Origin of the sequence: Burkholderia sp. MSMB1589WGS, from assembly GCF_001636105.1 — a bacterium.
In the GTDB taxonomy this organism is placed as follows: domain Bacteria; phylum Pseudomonadota; class Gammaproteobacteria; order Burkholderiales; family Burkholderiaceae; genus Burkholderia; species Burkholderia humptydooensis.
This window is the reverse complement of sequence record NZ_LNJT01000006.1, coordinates 716021-734702: the sequence shown is the minus strand read 5'-3', so window position 1 is coordinate 734702 and position 18682 is coordinate 716021. Positions and strand designations below refer to the sequence as shown.

17 protein-coding genes and 1 riboswitch are annotated in these 18682 nt (G+C 67.5%); of the genes, 4 read left to right on the top strand and 13 right to left on the bottom strand.

Annotation, left to right across the window (positions count from 1 at the left end):
* Nucleotides 1-19 precede the first annotated feature (19 nt).
* From WT16_RS05660 to WT16_RS05635, 6 genes are all read right to left on the bottom strand, one after another.
* Complete coding sequence (locus WT16_RS05660; RefSeq protein WP_015600400.1) at nt 20-907, bottom strand: transporter associated domain-containing protein; 888 nt, start codon at nt 905-907, stop codon at nt 20-22.
* A gap of 306 nt (nt 908-1213) precedes the next feature.
* On the bottom strand, nt 1214-1846 hold the full coding sequence (locus tag WT16_RS05655; RefSeq protein ID WP_063532871.1) for a gamma-glutamylcyclotransferase: 633 nt from the start codon (nt 1844-1846) through the stop codon (nt 1214-1216).
* A 28-nt stretch (nt 1847-1874) separates the two neighbouring features.
* A complete protein-coding gene (gene ybeY / locus WT16_RS05650) occupies nt 1875-2681 on the bottom strand; it encodes an rRNA maturation RNase YbeY (protein WP_063532870.1) in 807 nt (268 codons plus the stop codon).
* 603 nt (nt 2682-3284) lie between these two features.
* Nucleotides 3285-4358, bottom strand: a complete 1074-nt coding sequence (locus WT16_RS05645; protein ID WP_015600092.1) for a PhoH family protein — start codon at nt 4356-4358, stop codon at nt 3285-3287.
* Nucleotides 4359-4381: 23 nt separating this feature from the next.
* Nucleotides 4382-5767 carry a tRNA (N6-isopentenyl adenosine(37)-C2)-methylthiotransferase MiaB gene (miaB, locus tag WT16_RS05640; RefSeq protein ID WP_059931182.1) on the bottom strand — a complete coding sequence of 462 codons (1386 nt, stop codon included), beginning with the start codon at nt 5765-5767 and terminating at the stop codon, nt 4382-4384.
* A gap of 175 nt (nt 5768-5942) precedes the next feature.
* Nucleotides 5943-6875 (bottom strand): LysR family transcriptional regulator, encoded by a 933-nt coding sequence (locus WT16_RS05635; RefSeq protein WP_015600550.1) that lies wholly within the window; start codon nt 6873-6875, stop codon nt 5943-5945.
* 145 nt (nt 6876-7020) lie between these two features.
* Here WT16_RS05635 and WT16_RS05630 point away from each other — a divergent pair, with 145 nt between their 5' ends.
* From WT16_RS05630 to ribB, 3 genes are all read left to right on the top strand, one after another.
* Nucleotides 7021-8193, top strand: coding sequence for an MFS transporter (locus WT16_RS05630; RefSeq protein WP_015601882.1), 1173 nt, complete (start codon nt 7021-7023; stop codon nt 8191-8193).
* Nucleotides 8194-8326: 133 nt separating this feature from the next.
* Nucleotides 8327-8995: an XRE family transcriptional regulator gene (locus WT16_RS05625; RefSeq protein WP_009911291.1), complete on the top strand. Its 669-nt coding sequence runs from the start codon at nt 8327-8329 to the stop codon at nt 8993-8995.
* A 134-nt stretch (nt 8996-9129) separates the two neighbouring features.
* Nucleotides 9130-9278, top strand: a riboswitch (FMN riboswitch).
* A 139-nt stretch (nt 9279-9417) separates the two neighbouring features.
* Nucleotides 9418-10152 carry a 3,4-dihydroxy-2-butanone-4-phosphate synthase gene (gene ribB, locus WT16_RS05620; RefSeq protein WP_063532869.1) on the top strand — a complete coding sequence of 245 codons (735 nt, stop codon included), beginning with the start codon at nt 9418-9420 and terminating at the stop codon, nt 10150-10152.
* A 78-nt stretch (nt 10153-10230) separates the two neighbouring features.
* Here the strand turns inward: ribB and WT16_RS05615 are convergent, their stop codons facing one another.
* The 7 genes from WT16_RS05615 to WT16_RS05585 all read right to left on the bottom strand — a co-directional run bounded on the left by WT16_RS05615 (nt 10231) and on the right by WT16_RS05585 (nt 18006).
* Nucleotides 10231-10917 carry an HAD family hydrolase gene (locus WT16_RS05615; protein WP_006024608.1) on the bottom strand — a complete coding sequence of 229 codons (687 nt, stop codon included), beginning with the start codon at nt 10915-10917 and terminating at the stop codon, nt 10231-10233.
* A gap of 135 nt (nt 10918-11052) precedes the next feature.
* On the bottom strand, nt 11053-11931 hold the full coding sequence (locus tag WT16_RS05610; RefSeq protein ID WP_063532868.1) for a DMT family transporter: 879 nt from the start codon (nt 11929-11931) through the stop codon (nt 11053-11055).
* Nucleotides 11932-12004: 73 nt separating this feature from the next.
* Complete coding sequence (locus tag WT16_RS05605) at nt 12005-13225, bottom strand: ATP-grasp domain-containing protein (RefSeq protein ID WP_063532867.1); 1221 nt, start codon at nt 13223-13225, stop codon at nt 12005-12007.
* A gap of 76 nt (nt 13226-13301) precedes the next feature.
* Nucleotides 13302-14834: an asparagine synthase (glutamine-hydrolyzing) gene (gene asnB, locus WT16_RS05600; protein ID WP_006024611.1), complete on the bottom strand. Its 1533-nt coding sequence runs from the start codon at nt 14832-14834 to the stop codon at nt 13302-13304.
* A 41-nt stretch (nt 14835-14875) separates the two neighbouring features.
* Nucleotides 14876-16231, bottom strand: coding sequence for a 3-phosphoshikimate 1-carboxyvinyltransferase (gene aroA, locus WT16_RS05595; RefSeq protein ID WP_063532866.1), 1356 nt, complete (start codon nt 16229-16231; stop codon nt 14876-14878).
* Between the two features lie 39 nt (nt 16232-16270).
* Nucleotides 16271-17578, bottom strand: coding sequence for a 3-phosphoshikimate 1-carboxyvinyltransferase (locus tag WT16_RS05590; RefSeq protein ID WP_006024613.1), 1308 nt, complete (start codon nt 17576-17578; stop codon nt 16271-16273).
* Between the two features lie 20 nt (nt 17579-17598).
* Nucleotides 17599-18006, bottom strand: coding sequence for a RidA family protein (locus WT16_RS05585; RefSeq protein WP_006024614.1), 408 nt, complete (start codon nt 18004-18006; stop codon nt 17599-17601).
* Nucleotides 18007-18189: 183 nt separating this feature from the next.
* Here WT16_RS05585 and WT16_RS30355 point away from each other — a divergent pair, with 183 nt between their 5' ends.
* On the top strand, nt 18190-18594 hold the full coding sequence (locus WT16_RS30355; protein ID WP_230479246.1) for a hypothetical protein: 405 nt from the start codon (nt 18190-18192) through the stop codon (nt 18592-18594).
* Nucleotides 18595-18682: the final 88 nt, after the last annotated feature.

The following is an 18682-nucleotide window of genomic DNA, read 5'->3' as shown; positions in this document are numbered from 1 at the left end:
GTGGGGAGGCGTGGGCGCGTCAGTCTTCGCCGGCCGAGCCGCTGCGCCGGCCGGCGAGCGGCGCGCGGCGCACGAGCAGCACGTGAATCTGGCGGGCGTCGCCGCGCTGGATCTCGAACAGCAGGTCGCCCAGGCGCACTTTCTCGCCGCGATGCGGGACGCGGCCGAAATGGTGCGTGATGAGGCCGCCGATCGTGTCGACTTCGTCATCGGGGAAATCGGTGCCGAACGTTTCGTTGAACTGCTCGATCTCGGTCAGCGCGCGCACGCGGTAGCGGCCGTCGGGCGCGGCGATGATGTTGCCGGCTTCCTCGTCGAAGTCGTATTCGTCCTCGATGTCGCCGACGATCTGCTCGAGCACGTCCTCGATCGTGATGAGGCCGGCGACGCCGCCGTATTCGTCGACGACGATCGCGAGGTGGTTGCGGTTCACGCGGAAGTCGTGCAGCAGCACGTTCAGCCGCTTTGATTCGGGGATGAAGACGGCGGGGCGCAGCATCCCGCGCACGTCGAATTCCTCTTCCGCGTAGAAGCGCAGCAGATCCTTCGCGAGCAGCACGCCGATCACGTTGTCGCGGTTGTCTTCGTATACCGGATACCGCGAGTGCGCCTTTTCGAGCACGAACGGGATGAAGTCCTCGGGCTTGTCGGCGATGTTGAGCGCGTCCATCTGCGCGCGGGGCACCATGATGTCGCGTGCGCACAGGTCGGACACCTGGAACACGCCCTCGATCATCGACAGCGAATCGGCGTCGATCAGGTTGCGTTCGTGCGCATCCTGCAGGATTTCGAGGAGCTCGGCCCGCGAATCGGGCTCGGGCGAGATGAAGTCGGTCAGACGCTCGAGCAGTGAGCGTTTTTCAGGCGGTTTGTCGGCGGATTTTCGACTGGGATACGAATCGTTCATGGTGGTGCGCCCCGCGAATCGGGAGCGCGCTGTCACGGAATAGGCAAGGATACACCAAGGTCGTGGCGCGTCCGTGTCGACGGGCGGGCGCGCTGGCCGAAGCGGCGTGTCGCGCGGTTCCGGCCGGGCGGCGCGGCCTCGGGCGCGCTTCCATCGTAGCGCAGAAACGCCTGCGCGGGCAGCGTTGGAAAAAAAGCGGCGGATGCGATGCGGCGCGCGCGGCCGCTCGTCGCACTGGCCGTCCGCGTTCGCGTTCGCCGACGGCCGATGGCTTCGAACGCTTCAGCCTCCGGCGGCTACCGGCACCTACCGGCAGCGCGCGAGCAGCGCTTCGAGCGCGCGGTCGGGCATTCCGCTGTCGCGCAGTGCATCGACGGTGCGGCTCACGTAGTCGAGCGTCGTGCCGTAGCGGCCGCTCGCGCAGCCGAACACGGCTCTCACGACGTCGTCGGTCAGCTTGCCGGTGTAGGTCGGCACGTCGCGCCGCATCACGAACGCGAGCGCGCGGACCCGCTCGCCGCCCGCGAGCGCGCATGGCAGCCATGCGGGCCGGTACGAGCCCATCGCCATCTCGCGCCGCCAGAGCGCTTCGAGGTGCGCCACCGCGGTGCCGCCGGCGAGCCGGAACGCGAGCCCCGTGCACGAGCCGCCGCGGTCGAGCGCGAGCACGAGCCCAGGCTGCTCGGGCGTGCCGCGGTTCACGCGCGACCACAGGTAGAGCCCGCGGTGGTAGCCGTGGACCTTCGCGCGCAGCGCCTCGACGGCCGGCATCCCCGGGTTCCAGATCAGCGAGCCATAGCCGAACAGCCACAGGTCGCTCGTGCGATTCCAGCCGGCGAGCGTCGCGTCGAGCGATGCCGCGAGCTCGTCGTCGCTCAGGTGGCGCGCCTCGCCGAGCGACGGAGGATAGGGGCAGCGGGTGGAGGCGGAGCGGTTCACGGCGGCGGAGCGGTCAGCGCGGCGCCAATCAGCGGTACGGATTCGGGAAGCCGAGCTTCGCGAGGATGTCGATTTCGAGCGCTTCCATCTCGGCCGCGTCTTCTTCGCCGCGCTCGTGGTCGTAGCCCTGCGCGTGCAGCGCGCCGTGCACGAGCAGATGCGCGTAATGCGCGACGAGCGTCTTGCCCTGCTCTCGCGCCTCCTTTTCGACGATGGGGCAGCACAGCACGAGATCCGCGACCGTGACGCCGTCCGGCTCCTCGCCGTACGCGAAGGTCAGCACGTTCGTCGCGTAGTCCTTGTGCCGATAGCTGTGGTTGAGCGCGCGCCCCTCGTCGGCGCCGACAAAGCGCACGGTGAACTGAGCGTCGGAGAAGATCGCGGGTTCGAGCCATTCGGCGATCACCTTGCGCTTGGGCAGCGGCTTGCGCTGCGCGTCGCCGATCTCGTCGCCGTACTGAACCGCGAGATCGAGCTCGGGCTCGCGGTCCGGCGCGTCTTCGCCCGCCTCGTCCATGTCGCCCGCCTCGTCGTGCGCGAAGCCGGGGTTCTCGTCGGCGCCGGCTTCGACCGTCACGCTATCGTAGTGCTCGGGGCGCAGCGCGATCGTCGCGCGCCGCGACGGGTCCGCGTGCTGCGCGACGATCGCGACGGCCGCGTCGCCCGAACTGCCGGACAGGTCGAACGTCAGGCTGCGGCCGTCGGCGAAATCGACGCGCAGCGCCTGCGCTTCGACCGTCTTGACTTTGCCCTTCGCATCGAACAGCGACAGGCGGGGACACTCGGGTTGCGCCGCTTCGGCGCGTATGGACTTGGAGGAACGGGACGATTTCATCACGCTGACGTCGGTTTGAACGCGGTTGAGGATACACCAAACGGACGAGCGTCCGGAGGGCGTTTCGCCGATCGCCGCAGGCCGGCGAGCGACCGGCGCGGGGCCGTTCGGGATGCCGGCGGGCGGCGCTGCGGGCGGTGTGGCGGCAGGCTTTTTGCGACGCGAATGGCCGATGCGCGGTCGACGGTTCGCCGATATGCGTCGCGCGTGCGCGTCGCCTGGCTGGAGAGCATCGCCCGGGCGCGGCGCCGGCCGGCGCGCGGTTGTCGAAGGAACGACGCGGGATCGGCAAGCATGGCGCCGTGTGGCTCGGAATCCGGTGATCACCCACGGCTGCGCGGTTCTGATCGATGCTGTTGCAATGCGAACGGCGAACGATCGATCGGACATCCCGGCGATCAAAGTGACCCATTGGCCCTATCGGCCCAATGGGCCCAAATGGGCCCGTGCTCCGATGATCAAGCGCCTGAACGAACGGCGCAAAGCGGACACGGCGCATGGAACGCGCGGCCCGCCGAGCGCGTCGCGCGCGTCGCGCGACCGCGGCCGTCCGCCGACCGCGTCGGCCGCCCGACCGGACCGGCTCGCCCGTCTCGGCCCCGCTTATTCGTCCTTGTGCTGCGCGTGGAACTCGTCGTAAGCCTCGACGATCCGCGCGACGAGCGGATGCCGGACCACGTCCGCGCTCGTGAAGCGCGTGAGCGCGATGCCGCGCACGCCGGAGAGCACCTGCTGCGCCTCGACGAGCCCGCTCTTGTGCCCGCGCGGCAAGTCGACCTGGCTCGTGTCGCCCGTGACGACCGCCTTCGAGCCGAAGCCGATCCGCGTGAGGAACATCTTCATCTGCTCGGGCGTCGTGTTCTGCGCCTCGTCGAGGATGATGAACGCGTGGTTCAGCGTGCGGCCGCGCATGTACGCGAGCGGCGCGATCTCGATCATCTGGCGCTCGAACATCTTCGCGGTCTTGTCGAAGCCGAGCAGGTCGTACAGCGCATCATAGAGCGGCCGCAGGTACGGATCGACCTTCTGCGCGAGGTCGCCCGGCAGGAAGCCGAGCCGCTCGCCCGCCTCGACGGCCGGGCGCGTCAGCACGATGCGCTTGACCTGGTCGCGCTCGAGCGCGTCGACCGCGCACGCGACCGCGAGATACGTCTTGCCGGTGCCCGCCGGCCCGACGCCGAACGTGACGTCGTGCGACAGGATCTGCTTCAGATACTCGCGCTGCGCGGGCGTGCGCCCGCGCAGATCGGCGCGGCGCGTGTAGAGCTTCGGCGCCGCTTCGTCGGCGTGCGGCTCTTCGCCGATGTGCACGACGGGCTCGTCGAACGGATGGTCCGGATCGCCGCGAAAGCGCACGTCGAGCGCTTCGGTTTCGCCTTCGCCTTCGCCGTTGCCTCTGCGCCGCGGATTGCCCGGATGGCGGGCCTCGACGAGCGCGAGCTGGATGTCGTCGACCGACAGCGGATCGCGCGCGCGGTTGTAGAAGTTCTCGAGCGCCACGAGCGCGGTTCTCGCGCCGCGGCCGCGAATCGCGATCCGGTGGCCGCGCCGCGAGAGCGTCACGTCGAGCGCCTGTTCGATCTGCCGCAGATTTTCGTCGAGCGGGCCGCAGAGATTCGCGAGGCGCGCGTTGTCGTCGCGCGGCGCGGTGAATTCCAGTGCTTGAGCAGTTTTCAAAGTGGCGTCGGGTTCCTGTAGCGTCAGTGCGTGGCGGCGCTCGCGCCGTCGTGCGCGAGCACGAGCTCGCCGCGCAGCGAGTGCGGATACGCGTGATTGATCTTCACGTCGATCATCTGGCCGATCAGGCGCGAGTGCGCCGCGAGCGGCGCGGGGAAATTCACGACCCGGTTGTTCTCGGTGCGGCCCGCGAGCTCGTTCGGGTCCTTGCGCGACGGCCCCTCGACGAGGATCCGCTCGACCCTGCCGACCATCGACTGGCTGATGCGCGCGACGTTCTCCTCGATCGTCGCCTGCAGATGTTGCAGGCGTTCGAGCTTGACCCCGCGCGGCGTGTCGTCGGCGAGGTTCGCGGCCGGCGTGCCGGGGCGCGGGCTGTAGATGAACGAGAAGCTCGTGTCGTAGCTCATCTCGTGCACGAGCGCCATCGTCTTGTCGAAGTCGGCCTCGGTCTCGCCGGGGAAGCCGACGATGATGTCCGTCGACAGCGACAGGTTCGGGCGGATCGCGCGCAGCTTGCGGATCAACGATTTGTATTCGAGCACCGTGTAGCCGCGCTTCATTGCCATCAGGATGCGATCCGAGCCGTGCTGGACGGGCAGGTGCAGATGGTCGACGAGCTTCGGCACCTTCGCGTAGACGTCGAGCAGGCGCTGCGTGAATTCCTTCGGGTGCGACGTCGTGTAGCGGATCCGCTCGATGCCGGGGATGTCGGCGACGTATTCGATCAGCGTCGCGAAATCGGCGACGTCGTGCGCGCCCGCCGGCAGCGCGCCACCGAATTTTCCACGGTAGGCGTTCACGTTCTGGCCGAGCAGCGTGACTTCGCGCACGCCCTGATCGGCGAGGCCGGCGATCTCGGTCAGCACGTCGTCGAGCGGGCGCGAGACTTCGTCGCCGCGCGTGTACGGCACGACGCAGTAGCTGCAGTACTTCGAGCAGCCTTCCATGATCGACACGAACGCGCTCGGGCCCTCGACGCGCGCGGGCGGCAGGTGATCGAACTTCTCGATCTCCGGGAACGTGATGTCGACCTGCGCGCGGCCGCTTTCGCGGCGCGCGTCGATCATCTGCGGCAGGCGGTGCAGCGTCTGCGGGCCGAACACGAGGTCGACGTACGGCGCGCGCGCGACGATCGACGCGCCTTCCTGGCTCGCGACGCAGCCGCCCACGCCGATCAGCAGATCCGGCTTCGCCTCCTTCAGCTCGCGCACGCGGCCGAGATCGGAGAACACCTTCTCCTGCGCCTTTTCGCGCACCGAGCAGGTGTTGAACAGGATGATGTCCGCGTCTTCCGGGGTGTCGGTCTTCTCCAGCCCTTCGGCCGCATTGAGCACGTCGACCATCTTGTCGGAGTCGTACTCGTTCATCTGGCAGCCGAAGGTCTTTACGTAAACTTTCTTGGTCATGAGGATTCGCCGTTCGCAGTGGTTGACCTGGGGGCGTCGTTCAAAATGAATCAGGGGGACGGATCAGCGCGCCGCCAGCCGCGCGATGCGCGCGCTGCGTACGGGAAGATGCCGCCGGGAAAGCTTTTCATTATAGCTTTTCAGGCCCCGCCGGGCGGGGCAGGCTGGCCCGGCGTCACCGGCACGCGTTCAACAGATCCTCGAGCGCCTTTTCCTCCCGCGCGAAGCGCTCGACGAGAAAATCGAGCAGCACCCGCACGCGCGGCGCCATGTAACGCTTGCTGTGATAGATCGCGTGCAGCGGCGCGTCGTGGTGCCGCCACTCGGGCAGCAGCACCTTGAGCCGGCCCGCGCGGACGTCGCGCGCGATGTCCCAGATCGATTCCAGCGCGATTCCGTAACCGCGGATCGTCCATTCGCGCGTGAGGCCGCCGTCGTTAGTCTCGTGCGCGGTTGCGAGCGGCACCGTGTAGGTCTGCGTGTCGTCGTCGCGCGTGAAGCGCCACACGTTGAGCGGTCCCGACGCGACCGTGATCACGTTGCATGGAAAGCGGGCCAGATCGAGCGGCTCCTTCGGCGAGCCGTACTTGTCGACGAACGCGGGCGATGCGCACAGCACGCGCCGGTTCGCCGCGAGCCGCCGCGCGATCAGCGCGCCGTCGGGCGGCGCGGCGAAGCGGATCGCGAGATCGATCTCGTCTTGCCACAGATTCGACGACGAATCCGATGCCGTCACCGAAAACGTCACGTCCGGATAGCGCGCGTTGAATTCGTCGAGCCAGTCGAGCAGTTGATTGCGCCCGAAATCCGCCGTCGACGACAGCCGCACCTTGCCGCTCACGACGTTGCGCCCTTCCTGCAGCATCGCGTCCGCGTCGTCGAGCGCCCGCAGCGCTTGCCGGCAGCAGTTCAGGTATAGGCGGCCCTCGTCGGTGAGCCGCAGCCGCCGCGTCGAGCGCTCGAACAGGCGCGTCGACACTTGCGCCTCCAGCTTCGCGAGCCGCGCGCTCGCCGCGGCGGGCGTCAGGTTCAGCTTGCGCCCGGCGGCCGACAGGCTGCCGAGCTCCGCCGCCTCGACGAACAAGCGGATGTCGCCCAGTTGATCCATGCTATTTCAAGATAATTTTTGAAAATGATTCAAATGCTACGCCAATTATCAAAAATCTTCGGATTCGGGACAATGCGCGCTCGTCAGATTTTTTGATGCGGTGCGGCATGGGTCGCGCCGCGTCCGTCCCGCACCGGAGCGTCTCATGCCTCTACCGTTACTCGCGCTCGCGATCAGCGCGTTCGCCATCGGCACCACCGAATTCGTCATCATGGGCCTGTTGCCCGACGTCGCGCGCGACCTCGCGGTCACGCTGCCGTCCGCCGGCCTCCTCGTGAGCGGCTATGCGCTCGGCGTCGCCGCGGGCGCGCCGCTCCTCGCCGTGCTGACGAGCCGGATGCCGCGCAAGGCCGCACTGCAACTGCTGATGGCGATCTTCATCGCCGGCAACGTGCTGTGCGCGCTCGCGCAGAGCTACGGGATGCTGATGATCGCGCGCGTCGTCACGTCGTTCGCGCATGGCTCGTTCTTCGGCATCGGCGCGGTCGTCGCCGCATCGCTCGTGAGCGTCGACAGGCGCGCGAGCGCGATCGCGCTGATGTTCACGGGGCTCACGCTCGCGAACGTGCTCGGCGTGCCGTTCGGCACCTTCGTCGGTCAGACGCTCGGCTGGCGGGCGACGTTCTGGATCGTCGCGGCGCTCGGCGTCGCGGCGCTCGCCGGCATTGCCGCGCTCGTGCCGAAGCAGCGCGACGCGGCGGGCGCGGCGCTCGGCCGCGAGCTGCGCGTGCTCAAGGAGCCGCAGGTGTGGCTCGCGCTCGCGATGACGGTGCTCGGCTTCGGCGGCGTGTTCGTCGTGTTCACTTACATCGCGCCGATCCTCGAGGACGTGACGGGCTTCTCGCCGCACGCGGTGTCGCTCGTGCTCGTGCTGTTCGGCGCCGGGCTCACGGTCGGCAACATGATCGGCGGCCGGCTCGCGGATCGCGCCCTGATGCCGTCGCTGATCGCGATTCTCGTCGCCCTGATCGCCGTGATGGCGGTGTTCGCGAAGACGAGCCATCTGCCCGCCGCGGCCGCCGTCACCGTGTTCGTCTGGGGAGGCGCTGCTTTTGCGACGGTTCCTCCGTTACAGTCTCGTGTCGTCGAGAAGGCCGCGCACGCGCCGAATCTCGCGTCGACGCTGAACATCGGCGCGTTCAACGTCGGCAATGCGGGCGGCGCATGGCTGGGCGGCGTCGCGCTTTCGCACGGGGTGCCGCTCGACGCGCTGCCTTGGGTGGCGGCCGTCGTCACGCTCGCCGCGCTCGCGGTCACGGTGCTCGCCGCGCGGCTCGATACGCGCGTCTCATCGGGTGCGGCTGCAACAGCGCAATGACGCATTGCAAAACGCAGTCCTCTGCGATCCTGATAACAGTGTGAAGATAACTTTGTTTGATGGCCCCGTAGCGGATGTTAGTCTTTGCCTCACCTGAAACCGCTGGGCCCGCTCAGGCCCTGGAGGCAACGTCATGCATTCACCGTTGGCGCTTGTTCGCGATGTGTCTTCACCGGATGCCGCTGCGGCGGCCGACGCCGATGCGTCGCACGCGTCGTTCGATGCGCTCGAGCGGCTCGTCGGCGTGAATCTCGCGCGGCTGCGCGCGGAACGCCAATTGTCGCTCGACGCGCTCGCGCGGCTCTCCGGCGTGTCCCGCGCGATGCTCGCGCAGATCGAATCGGCGCGCAGCGTGCCGTCGATCAAGGTGCTCTGCAAGGTCGCGGCCGCGCTGAAGGTGTCGGTCGCCGCGTTCCTGCGCCGCCATGCGGTCAACGGCTTCGAGCATCTGAGCGCCGAGCGCGCGGTGCGCGTCGTCAGCTCGAACGGGCGCTTCTCCGCGCGCGCGCTGTATCCGGAAGGCGAGCCCGCAGTCGCCGAGTTCCACGAGCTGCGGATCGCGCCCCTGCACACCGAGCCCGGCGCGCCGCGCGCGCCCGGCACCAGCGTGAATCTCGTCGTCAGCGAAGGCACGCTCGAAGTCAGCATCCACGATCGCCGCCAGTTGCTCGCGACGGGCGACGCGATCGTCTTCGACGCCGATCAGCCGTACGCGCTGCGCAACCCGGGCGACACCGAGGCGCGCGCGTTCCGCGTGACGGTGAACGCCGAAGTGCCGCCGCGCTGGCACGTGCCGGCGTGACGTGATGTCGCGATTCGCAGCGCGCCTGCGCGCGGCGCGGTTTAGACGGATTCGTCAGTAGGGCCTTGTCGGGTTCCCGCTGCGGCGAATCCGTAGCTGTTGTATGCTTCACCGGCCGGTTCGTCCGGCAATCAGTGCGTCTTCAGGGCGGGGCGAAATTCCCCACCGGCGGTAGGCCGGCATGTTGCCGGCGAGCCCGCGAGCGCCCGCGCGATGCGCGGGGTCAGCAGATCTGGTCCGATGCCAGAGCCGACGGTCATAGTCCGGATGAAAGAAGATGTGCAGATAGTCATGTGCGCCCAGCCTCGTCCGCGGCGCGCGCGATGTCATGCGCGCGGTGCGGAAGCGGCGTCGCGCTGTCTGTTTGCTGAGCCCTGAAACGTTTTTCGCCCCAATCTTTTCCGCGAGGAGCGTTTCACATCATGTCGTTTCCGTTGCCTTCGAAGTCGGCGCCCGCCGACGCTTTCTCCGATTTCCCGTTGCTCGATGCCGAACCGGTGCCGCCGCGCATTGCCGCCGCGCTCGCCGCGCTGCGTGAAGGGCGCGCGGTCGTGCTGCAGGACGATCACGACCGCGAGAACGAAGCCGATCTGATCGTCGCCGCCGAGCGGCTCACCGACGAGACGATGGCGCTTTTGATCCGCGAGTGCAGCGGCATCGTCTGCCTGTGCCTGACGGACGAAAAGGTGCGCGCGCTCGAGCTGCCGCCGATGGCGCAATTGAACGAGAGCAAGAACGGCACTGCGTTCACGGTGTCGATCGAGGCGCGCGCCGGCGTGACGACGGGGGTGTCGGCCGCCGATCGCGTGACGACGATCCGCGCGGCGATCGCCGACGATGCAAAGCCGCACGACATCGTGCGCCCCGGCCACGTGTTTCCGCTGCGCGCGGCGCCGGGCGGCGTGCTCGCGCGGCGCGGCCACACCGAGGGCACCGTCGATCTCGCGATCCTCGCCGGGCTGAAGCCCGCCGGCGTGCTGTGCGAGCTGATGAATCCGGACGGCACGATGACGCGCGGCGCGGATGTCGAGCGGTTCGCCGCGCAACACGGGCTGCCGATGCTGACGATCGCCGAGCTCGTCGAGTTTCGCGAACGGCTCGCGTCGTTGCGCGAGCGCGAGCGGGAACGCGACGCGTGCTGCGAGGATGTTGCCTGATCGGCTCCGGTTCGGCGGGCGATACGCGATCCGCGTGCGGCGCGCGAGCCGCGCCGCGCGCGAAGCGGCTCCGCCCGGCTACGACTGCGCGTCGCCGAATTCGCCGCGCACGCCCGCCTCGACGAGCGCGGGCAGCTCGTCCATCGAGCGCATGATCCGTGTGACGCCCATCTTGCGCAGCGCATCCTCATAGCCGCCGGGGATGTGGCTCGCGCCGACGAACGCGATCGTCTTCATGCCGGCCGCGCGCGCCGCGTTCAGCCCCGATACGCTGTCCTCGACGACGACGCAGCGCGCCGGCTCGACGCCGAGCGTGCGCGCCGCGTGCAGATACACGTCCGGATAGGGCTTCGGCCGCGCGACCTGCTCGGCGCTGAACACGCGCTCGCCGAACACGTCGGTGAGCGCCGCGCGCTTGAGCGAGTTGCGCACGCGTTCGAGCCGGCTGTTCGACACGACGGCGGCGGGCAGCGCGATTCTTGTCAGCGCGTCGCGCACGCCCGCGATCGGCGCGAGCCATTGCGCGAGTCCGATCTCGATGTTGTGCTCGATCGTATCGAGGAAATCCGCCGGCATCGCGATGCCGTGGCGCGCTTCGAGACCCGCGAGGAAGCGCGATGTCTGCTGGCCGAACGCGGCTTTCGCGTCGGCCGCGAAATCGATCGCGGGGAACGTGGCCGACAGCGTGTCGAACAGCACGCGATCGGCGATCACTTCGCTGTCGACGAGCACGCCGTCGCAGTCGCAAATGAGGTGGTCGAGCATAGGGACAACAAAAAGGGTGAGGCGACGAAGCGCCATGATACGTGCTTTGCCGGCGGCGGGCGCGGTTTGTCGAAGGCGGCGGGGGCAGGGGCCGCGCGGCGTGCGGTGCGGCGCGCTCGTTCGCGCGCGCCGCCGCTACGCCGCTACGCCCGCCGCGAGCGCTTGCGGCGTGATCTTCAGCATCACGACGCCAGCGATGATCGTCGCGATGCCCACCCATTGCAGCGCGCTCGGCCGCTCGCCGCGCACGAAGAAGCCGAGCAGCGCCGTGACGCCGCTCGCGAGCGAGCTCAATACGGTGACGATCGCGACGTGTCCCGTCGTCGAGCCGTATGCGAGCGAGAAGAAGCCGACGAGGCTGAACACGCTGATCGACAGGATCAGCAGGACGATCGAGCCGGGCGGCGCGGACAGGTTGCGCGCGCGGGCGAGCGCCGCGAACAGGGTCACGACGGCCGTCAGGTAATAGATCCACAGCGCGCTGACGACGCCCAGGCTCTTGACCGCGAACGCGCCCTGCAGCCAGAAGCCGAGCCCGAACATCGCGGCCGACAGCAGCGCGAAGCCGATCGACGCGGGCGATTCCGTTTTGCCGTCCGCCGACTTCGAGATGCTTGCGAGGCTCGCGCCGACGATGCAGAGCGCGAGGCCCGCGATCGCGAATTGCGTGATCGACTGGCCGGTCGCGAGCGACAGGATCGTCGTCACCGCGCCGTACAGCGACACGATCGGCGCGACGACCGACGCCTTGCCGATCGCGAGCGCCCTGAGCAGCGCGGCCATCGCGATCAGGTTGCAGACAGCCGCGAGGATGCCGACGCCGAAGCCCGCGTCGATCGTCGCGATGCGCAGCGAAGACGGATGCAGCGCGAGCGACGCGGTGAGGATCAGGAACCCGAACGACTGGCTGTAGAACAGCGACTTCGTGACGCCGACGCGTCGCGCCGCGTGTCCCGCGAGAAAATCGGTGCTGCCCCAGCACAGTGCCGACAGCAAGCCCATCAGAATCGCCATGTCGTTCCCTCGTCTGTCTATCGTGTGTCTTTCGATCTTCCATCGTCGTGCCGGCGCTTGCGCGTCGCGCGGCTCAGCCGAGCTCGACGCGCACGGCGTCGGCGAGCGCGCGCGCGTGGCGCATCGCTTCGTCGCAGGTTCGGCCGTGCGCGAGCACGTAGCCGATCACCGAGCCGAAATTCCTCGATGCGCACGTCGATTCGAGCGGCAGCTTCCGGAAGCCGCTCGCGACGTAATGCGCATTGCCCGGCGCGAACGTCACGTCGCGCACGACGCCCGCCGCCGGCGCGAACACGAACGCGTCCGCGACGAAGTCGTAGCGAGCGGGCTCTCGCGGCGCGACGGGCCGATCGATTCCGCAGACGAAATCTATCAGATGCCCGACCATGTCGATACCCGTCGTCAGCGCGATCTGCCTGACGGCGCGCGCGCCCGCGATCCGCAGGTTGATCTCGACGAGCACCGGCCCGGCTTCCGCGAGGATGAATTCGACGTTCAGCGCGCCGCCCGCGAGGCCGAGCAGGTTCACCCAGTCGACGATCTCGTCCGCGATCGCTTCTTTGTCGACGGCGGGCAGATCGGACGGATGCGAGATGCCCGTCATGCACAGGCTGTCGTGCGGCGACACGAAGATCCGGTTGATCCCGAGCACGTGCCAGCGGCCGCCGTTGTGCAGCAGCTCCGCGCCGTAGAAGGGCCCTTCGACGAAGGCTTCGGCGAGGAACTCGCGGTGCCGGGTGCCGAGCATCGACACGCCCTCGCCCGAGCGGAAGCGCTCGACGGCGGCGCGATAGTCGGCCTCGTTCGCGCACAGGCTGACGCCGTAGGCGCCCGCGTCGCGCAGCGGCTTGAGCACGCATGGAAAGCCGATGTCGGGGCGCGGCGCGAAGCGGTCGGCCGACAGCACCTGGTATCCCGGCTGCCGGTAGCCGTGCTCTCGCAGCTTGTCGCGCACGCGCGCCTTGTCGTATGCATTGCGCAGCCCGGCCAGCGACGGATGCGGCAGACCGAGCGCGTCGGCGAGCTCCGATGCCGGAATCATCACGTCGTCGTAGCAGCCGAGCACGGCGCCCACCGGCAGCCGCAACGCGTCGATGCGCTCGCGCATCGCGCCGGCGTCGCGCGTGTCGACGTGATGGACCGCGTCGAAGAGATTCAGATCGAGGTCGTCGAACAGCACCTTGTTCCTCGCGTGCATCGACGTGAACAGCACGGGCGCGTAGCCGAGCGAACGGATGTAGCCGATGCCCGCGCATTCGATCGGGCGGGCTTCGACGAACAGAAAGGTCTTCATGGGCATTCCCCGGGCGGGCGCGACGGCGCGGCCGCCGCCGCGACGCGGGCGGCGCGCGGTTCGCCGCGCCCGTGCGTCACGAGATGAAGTTGAAATATCCGGATTCCGAAAAATCCTTGCCGGCCTGCTTGAACCGCTGCGTCGGAAACGGGAAGTTACAGTCCAGATACTTCTGCGCGAAGAAGAGCGCCGAGCGGTCGGACAGCCCGATTTCGCCGAGCCGTCTCGCCGCGTCGGTGGGCGGGGCGTCGCCGAGACTGTCGATGTGATCGATGATGACGTTCTTCACGCCGCTGCCGTCTGGCATCCGGATTTTCGGGCGATCGATGATGTAGTCCGGCAGCACGTCGCGGAACGCCTCGCGCAGGATGTGCTTCTCGACGCCGCGGTGCAGCTTGTAGGAAAAGTCGAGGCTCAGCACGTAATCGATCAGCTCGGCGTCCATGAACGGCACCCGCGCCTCGACCGTGTTGCGCATGCTCGCGCGATCGACGCGCTGCAGATCGGTCCGGTGCAGGTTGTTGAGCCGATAGAGCGACAGCGCGCCGGGCTGCGCGTGGGTCTTGAAGAGATCGTAGCCGCCGAAGATCTCGTCGCTGCCCTCGCCGCAGAGCGCCACCTTGAAGCCGAGCTTGTTCGCGATGTAGTAGCCGAAATGCGCGATCGTCGAATCGATTGCGTCGATCTTCTCGAAGAATTCGCCGTAATAGACCGCGTCGTCGATGTTCTCGAGCAGGTCCTGCTTCGTGAACGTGTAGATCACGTGGCGAATGCCGTGCTCGGCGCAGTAGCGGTGCGCGATCTCGATGTCGTTCGAGCCGGGCAGGCCGAACGAGATCGCGGTCACGTCCGGATGATGGCGATGCGCGAGCTGCAGCACGATCGCGCTGTCGATGCCGCCGCTGAACATCACGCAGATCGGCAGGTCCGTGTCGACGCGGCGCCGCACCGAATTCTCAAGCAACGCGCGCACGCGCGCCTTCGCTTCGTCGAAGCTGTCGCGGCTCACCGGATGGCTGTTGTCGTACGACACGTACCTGATCGTTTCCTGGCCGTCGAACAGCGTGCCGGGCGCGAGCGTTTCGATCCGCGCGTTCACGTGCGTGAGCGCCTTGAGCTCCGACGCGACGTGCCAGACGCCGTCGCGCTGCGCGTAATAGAGCGGCTTGATGCCGACGTGGTCGCGCCCGATCAGGAATCTACCGTTCAGGTTGTCGAACAGCACGAAGCTGAACATGCCGTCGAGCTTCGTCGCGAACGACGGGCCGTACTCGAGGTACGCGCGCAGCAGCACTTCGGCGTCGCCCGCGTGGCTGAAGCGGTGGCCGCGCGCGGCGAGCTCGTCGCGCAATTCCTTGTAGTTGTAGATTTGCCCGTTGAGCACGACGTGCAGGTCGCGCTCGTGATCGGACACCGGCTGGCGCGCATGGTCGCGCTCGACGATCGCGAGGCGGTTCGTCGCCAGTCCGAAGCGTTCGCGAATCAGATTCTCGTTGAAGCGCGACGCGTCTCCGCGGTGCGCGATCTTCGACATCAACGCGGTCAGCGAACGCTCGATGCCGTCGACCGCCGCGCGCTGCGTGCTGAAAATTGCCCCAATTCCGCACATGTCTTTTCTCTCGTGAGTGGATTCGATGGCGCGGCCGGCGCTCACGCGCGCGCCGCGGCGACGTTCGGATAGATCAGCTCGTCGACGTTCGCGCCGATCGAGCCGATGTCGGCGAAGTAGTCGGGATACGTCTGTCCGACGTGATGCGGCTCCTTGATCAGCACCGGATGCTCGCAGTGCAGGCCGATCGTCGTGAGCGCCATGATGAGCCCGTGGTCGTAGTGGCCGTCGACGACCGCGCCGCCGCGGTAGCCGCGCGGATTGCCGTGGATGATCAACTGATCGACCTTCTCCTCGGAGCGCACGCCGAGCTTGTCGAGCTCGCGGCGGAAATCCGAGATGCGGTCCGATTCCTTGTAGCGGATGTGCTCGATGTTGTAGAACGTGCTCGTGCCGTCAGCGAATGCAGCGCGGCCGGCGAGCGCGGGCACCGCGTCCGGCGCGAGCGAGCCGTCGAAGTCCTGCGCGCGGATCGACGCGCCGCCGCGGATGCGGATACGGTTGCCGGGCAGCTCGTCGATCAGCGTGCCGGTGTCGGTCAGATAGCGGATCACCGCGCCGCTGCCGAGCTCTTCCTCGAAGAAGCCGTTGAGCGTGACGTCCGACGCGAGCGAGCCGCACAGCGCGAGGATCGCGGCCGTGCTCGCCGGGTCCGCGCCGACCGTGAATTCGGACGGCTCGAAGCGGTCGCGGCCCGGCACGAAGAAGCGGCGAAAGGGCGCGTCGTACTCGACGGCGACGCCCGCGTGCGCGAGATTGTTGATCGTCGTGTGCACCATGGACGGCGCGGTGATGTGATCGACCACGTCGATCTCGAGATCGCGCTCGCCGATCGCGCCGAGATAGAGCAGGCCGCTCAGGAACTGCGAGCTCTTCTTGCACGACACTTCGGTATGCCTGCCGAGCTCGCGCGTCGAGCGGATGCTGATCGGCAGCCGGGCCTCGGGGCCGACCGCTTCGCATTCGACGTTCAGCCGGCGCAGCGCGGCGACCATCTCCGCCTGCGAGCGCACGCCGAGCGAATAGCGGTATTGCGTGACGAACTCGGTGTCCGGCAGGTAGCCCGCGACGCCCATCAGCAGGCGCAGCACGACGCCGGAGTTGCCCGGATCGAAGACGATCTTGCGATCGACGTGCACCACGTCGACGCCCTTGACGACCGTCGTGTCGCCCTCGCTCGAGAACGACGCGCCGAGCCGTTCGCAGTTGTGCTTCATCGCGTTCGAGTTGAAGCCCGTCGCGACGTTGCGGATCGTGCTGATGCCGGGCGTGAGCGCCGCGGTCAGGAGCGCGCGCGTCGACGAGCTCTTCGACGCGGGAAGGTCGATGGTGCCGCTCAGCGTCGAAGTGTTCTTCACTTCGACGAACGACGGCTGGAGACGATCGCTGGTGGTCATGGCTACTCCGTAATCGTGAATGGGCGAGGGGCCGGCCGGCTAGGCGATTTCGGCGCCCAACGTCCTCAGGGTGTCGATGAATCGGGGAAATCCGTCGTCGAGCTTGTCGGTGTCGCGGACGACCGATTTGCGCCGCGCGCCGAGCGCCGCGACGATGTTCGCCGCGCAGATCCGGTGATCGCGATAGCTCGGCAGCTCGGCGCCGCCTTGCAGCGGGCCGTCGCTCATCACGTCGATCTTGTCGAAGCGGCCGACGTCGTTGAACACGAGCGCGCTGCGTCCGCCCATCGCGCGAAGGTTCTCGTTGATCACGAACGCGCGCTGGCACTTGTGGTTGTTGATGCCGTCGACGCCGCCGAAGCGGATCGAATCGCCGAGATTCGATGCGGCCGCGATGATGTTCGTCGCGGCAGACGGCAGCTCGTGCAGCGACAGCTCGCGCGGCGCGCGCCGCGCGGCGCGGTCCCGCTCGCATTCGATCCGCAGCGTATGGCGGACGTCGTCGCGGGTGAGCCGGATGCCGAGTGCGCGATAGACGTCGAACAGCGCCTCTTCGTTGAGCGTATCGCCCGGCCGGTAATTCGCGATGTCGATCGCGCTCGGCGCGCCGACGCTCAGCGCGGCGGATGCGAGATAGCTGAGCGACGTGAAATCGGTCGGGATGCCGATGACGATGTCGTCGGCGCGATACTCGCCGGCTACCAGCCTGCCCGGCGCGCGAACCACGGTGCCGTGCAGCAGCGACATCGCCTTGATCGTCATGTCGATGTAGCCGGCCTGGCTGCCGTCGTCGGCGACGCGCAGCGTCCGCTCGGCCGAGAACGGCGCGACGAACAGCGCGAACGAGATGAACTGCGTGCTTTTGCGCGTCGTGAGCGCAAGGCGCTCCGGATGCGGTTGGCGCGAGATCGTGACGAGATTGCCCGCCTGGCGGCGTGCGTCGATGCCGAGATGCGAGAAGAAGCTGTCGTCGAACACGCTGTCGCGGCTGAACAGCGAATCGTTGCAGCGGATCGTGACGGGCCTGTCCGACAGCGAGGCGAGCGCCGCACTCATCCTGAAGAGCATGCCGGAGCCGGCCGCGTCGATCGTGCCGCTCGCCTCGACGTCGCCGCCGACGCCGCGCAGCGTCAGCGACGTGTCGCCGCGCTCGACGACGGTGAGCCCGAACTGTCGCAGCGCGGCGAACTGCAGTTCGGTCTCCGCGCACCACGATACGTTCTCGATCCGCGTCGTTCTGCCGTTCAGGAGCGCGAGCAGCAGCGCGCGCTGAACGTGCGGCTTCGAAGCGGGAAGCGTCGCGGCGCCCTTGAGTGCGCCGCTCGGGTAGACGGTTGCGTGGCTCATGGCTGCCTCGTATCGGAAAGTCAGTCGCCGACGATCGCCGTCGCGGTGATCTCGACGTAATGCCGGGGCTCGACGAGCGACTTCACCGCGACCGTCGTGTTGACCGGGCGGATGTCGCGAAAGCGCTCGCTGAACGCGCGGCAGTAGTCGTCGAAGTGCTCGAAGCCCGTCAGGTGCGTGACCGTGCTGACGACGTCGCTCAGTTCGGCGCCGAGCTCGTTCAGGTACTTTTCGATCTTGTCGATGATGAACGCGGTCTGCTCGTACGCGTCGTTGCCGATCACGGCGGCGCTGCCGTCCGACGCGACGCAGCCCGCGATGTATACGTGATTGCCGACCCGCTTGCCGCGCGCGTAGCCCATCTTGTCCTCCCAGAAGGAGGGGCTGAAGACGGTTTTCCGGAATTCGCTCGTATCGATGGTGGACATGGTTTTGGCTCGCAAATGAATGGCGTGAAAACAGGAATGGATGGGCGCGATATCGCGTGATTGATTGAGTCGAGGTGACTAATGGCCTCCTTTGACGATTTTCCGAATGTCAGGCTTGTGCGACGCGTGAGTTGAATCATTGAGGACGAGCGCCGCCTTCCCGCGTATCGAAGCGGGCCTTGAATGAAACCGGCAGCCGATTCGCCGTGCCGCAACACGGCCAGCCGTTCGCGTTCACGCGAACAGCACGGCGAAGCCAGGCGAAATCGACGGGATCAGGATGGTGGCAGGCTGGCGCGCCGGGACGCGGCGCGCGTGCGCGCGGCGGGCGGCGCGATTGCGAGGGCCGGCTCGCGTGGCGAGCCGAGGGGACGGCAAATCACATTCGATGCAACGGGTCTTGCGATCATGGCAATCCTTCAGGATAGGGGTTACCGGGTCATCGCGAACACTGGAATCGATGCGACACTGATTTTGTCCGGGCCGATTCACGCCGACCGGCGCAAATCGATCGACGTGCGCAGGCCGGAAATATTGGTATCGATTGGTTTGCTGATTATTTTGATGGCGGGGGATCAGTTCAATTAGGGAAATTGACAACTGATAAAAATGCCAGGATTAACTTTACTTCAGATGGATTTTGTATATTTGATTTGGCGACATAATATTCGGATTG

Coding starts and splice junctions, on each gene's coding strand:
- WT16_RS05660 (WP_015600400.1), bottom strand. CDS start 907: ATGAACGATTCGTATCCCAGTCGAAAATCCGCCGACAAACCGCCTGAA.
- ybeY (WP_063532870.1), bottom strand. CDS start 2,681: ATGAAATCGTCCCGTTCCTCCAAGTCCATACGCGCCGAAGCGGCGCAA.
- miaB (WP_059931182.1), bottom strand. CDS start 5,767: ATGACCAAGAAAGTTTACGTAAAGACCTTCGGCTGCCAGATGAACGAG.
- WT16_RS05635 (WP_015600550.1), bottom strand. CDS start 6,875: ATGGATCAACTGGGCGACATCCGCTTGTTCGTCGAGGCGGCGGAGCTC.
- WT16_RS05630 (WP_015601882.1), top strand. CDS start 7,021: ATGCCTCTACCGTTACTCGCGCTCGCGATCAGCGCGTTCGCCATCGGC.
- WT16_RS05625 (WP_009911291.1), top strand. CDS start 8,327: ATGCATTCACCGTTGGCGCTTGTTCGCGATGTGTCTTCACCGGATGCC.
- ribB (WP_063532869.1), top strand. CDS start 9,418: ATGTCGTTTCCGTTGCCTTCGAAGTCGGCGCCCGCCGACGCTTTCTCC.
- WT16_RS05615 (WP_006024608.1), bottom strand. CDS start 10,917: ATGCTCGACCACCTCATTTGCGACTGCGACGGCGTGCTCGTCGACAGC.
- WT16_RS05610 (WP_063532868.1), bottom strand. CDS start 11,931: ATGGCGATTCTGATGGGCTTGCTGTCGGCACTGTGCTGGGGCAGCACC.
- WT16_RS05605 (WP_063532867.1), bottom strand. CDS start 13,225: ATGAAGACCTTTCTGTTCGTCGAAGCCCGCCCGATCGAATGCGCGGGC.
- asnB (WP_006024611.1), bottom strand. CDS start 14,834: ATGTGCGGAATTGGGGCAATTTTCAGCACGCAGCGCGCGGCGGTCGAC.
- aroA (WP_063532866.1), bottom strand. CDS start 16,231: ATGACCACCAGCGATCGTCTCCAGCCGTCGTTCGTCGAAGTGAAGAAC.
- WT16_RS05590 (WP_006024613.1), bottom strand. CDS start 17,578: ATGAGCCACGCAACCGTCTACCCGAGCGGCGCACTCAAGGGCGCCGCG.
- WT16_RS05585 (WP_006024614.1), bottom strand. CDS start 18,006: ATGTCCACCATCGATACGAGCGAATTCCGGAAAACCGTCTTCAGCCCC.
- WT16_RS30355 (WP_230479246.1), top strand. CDS start 18,190: ATGAAACCGGCAGCCGATTCGCCGTGCCGCAACACGGCCAGCCGTTCG.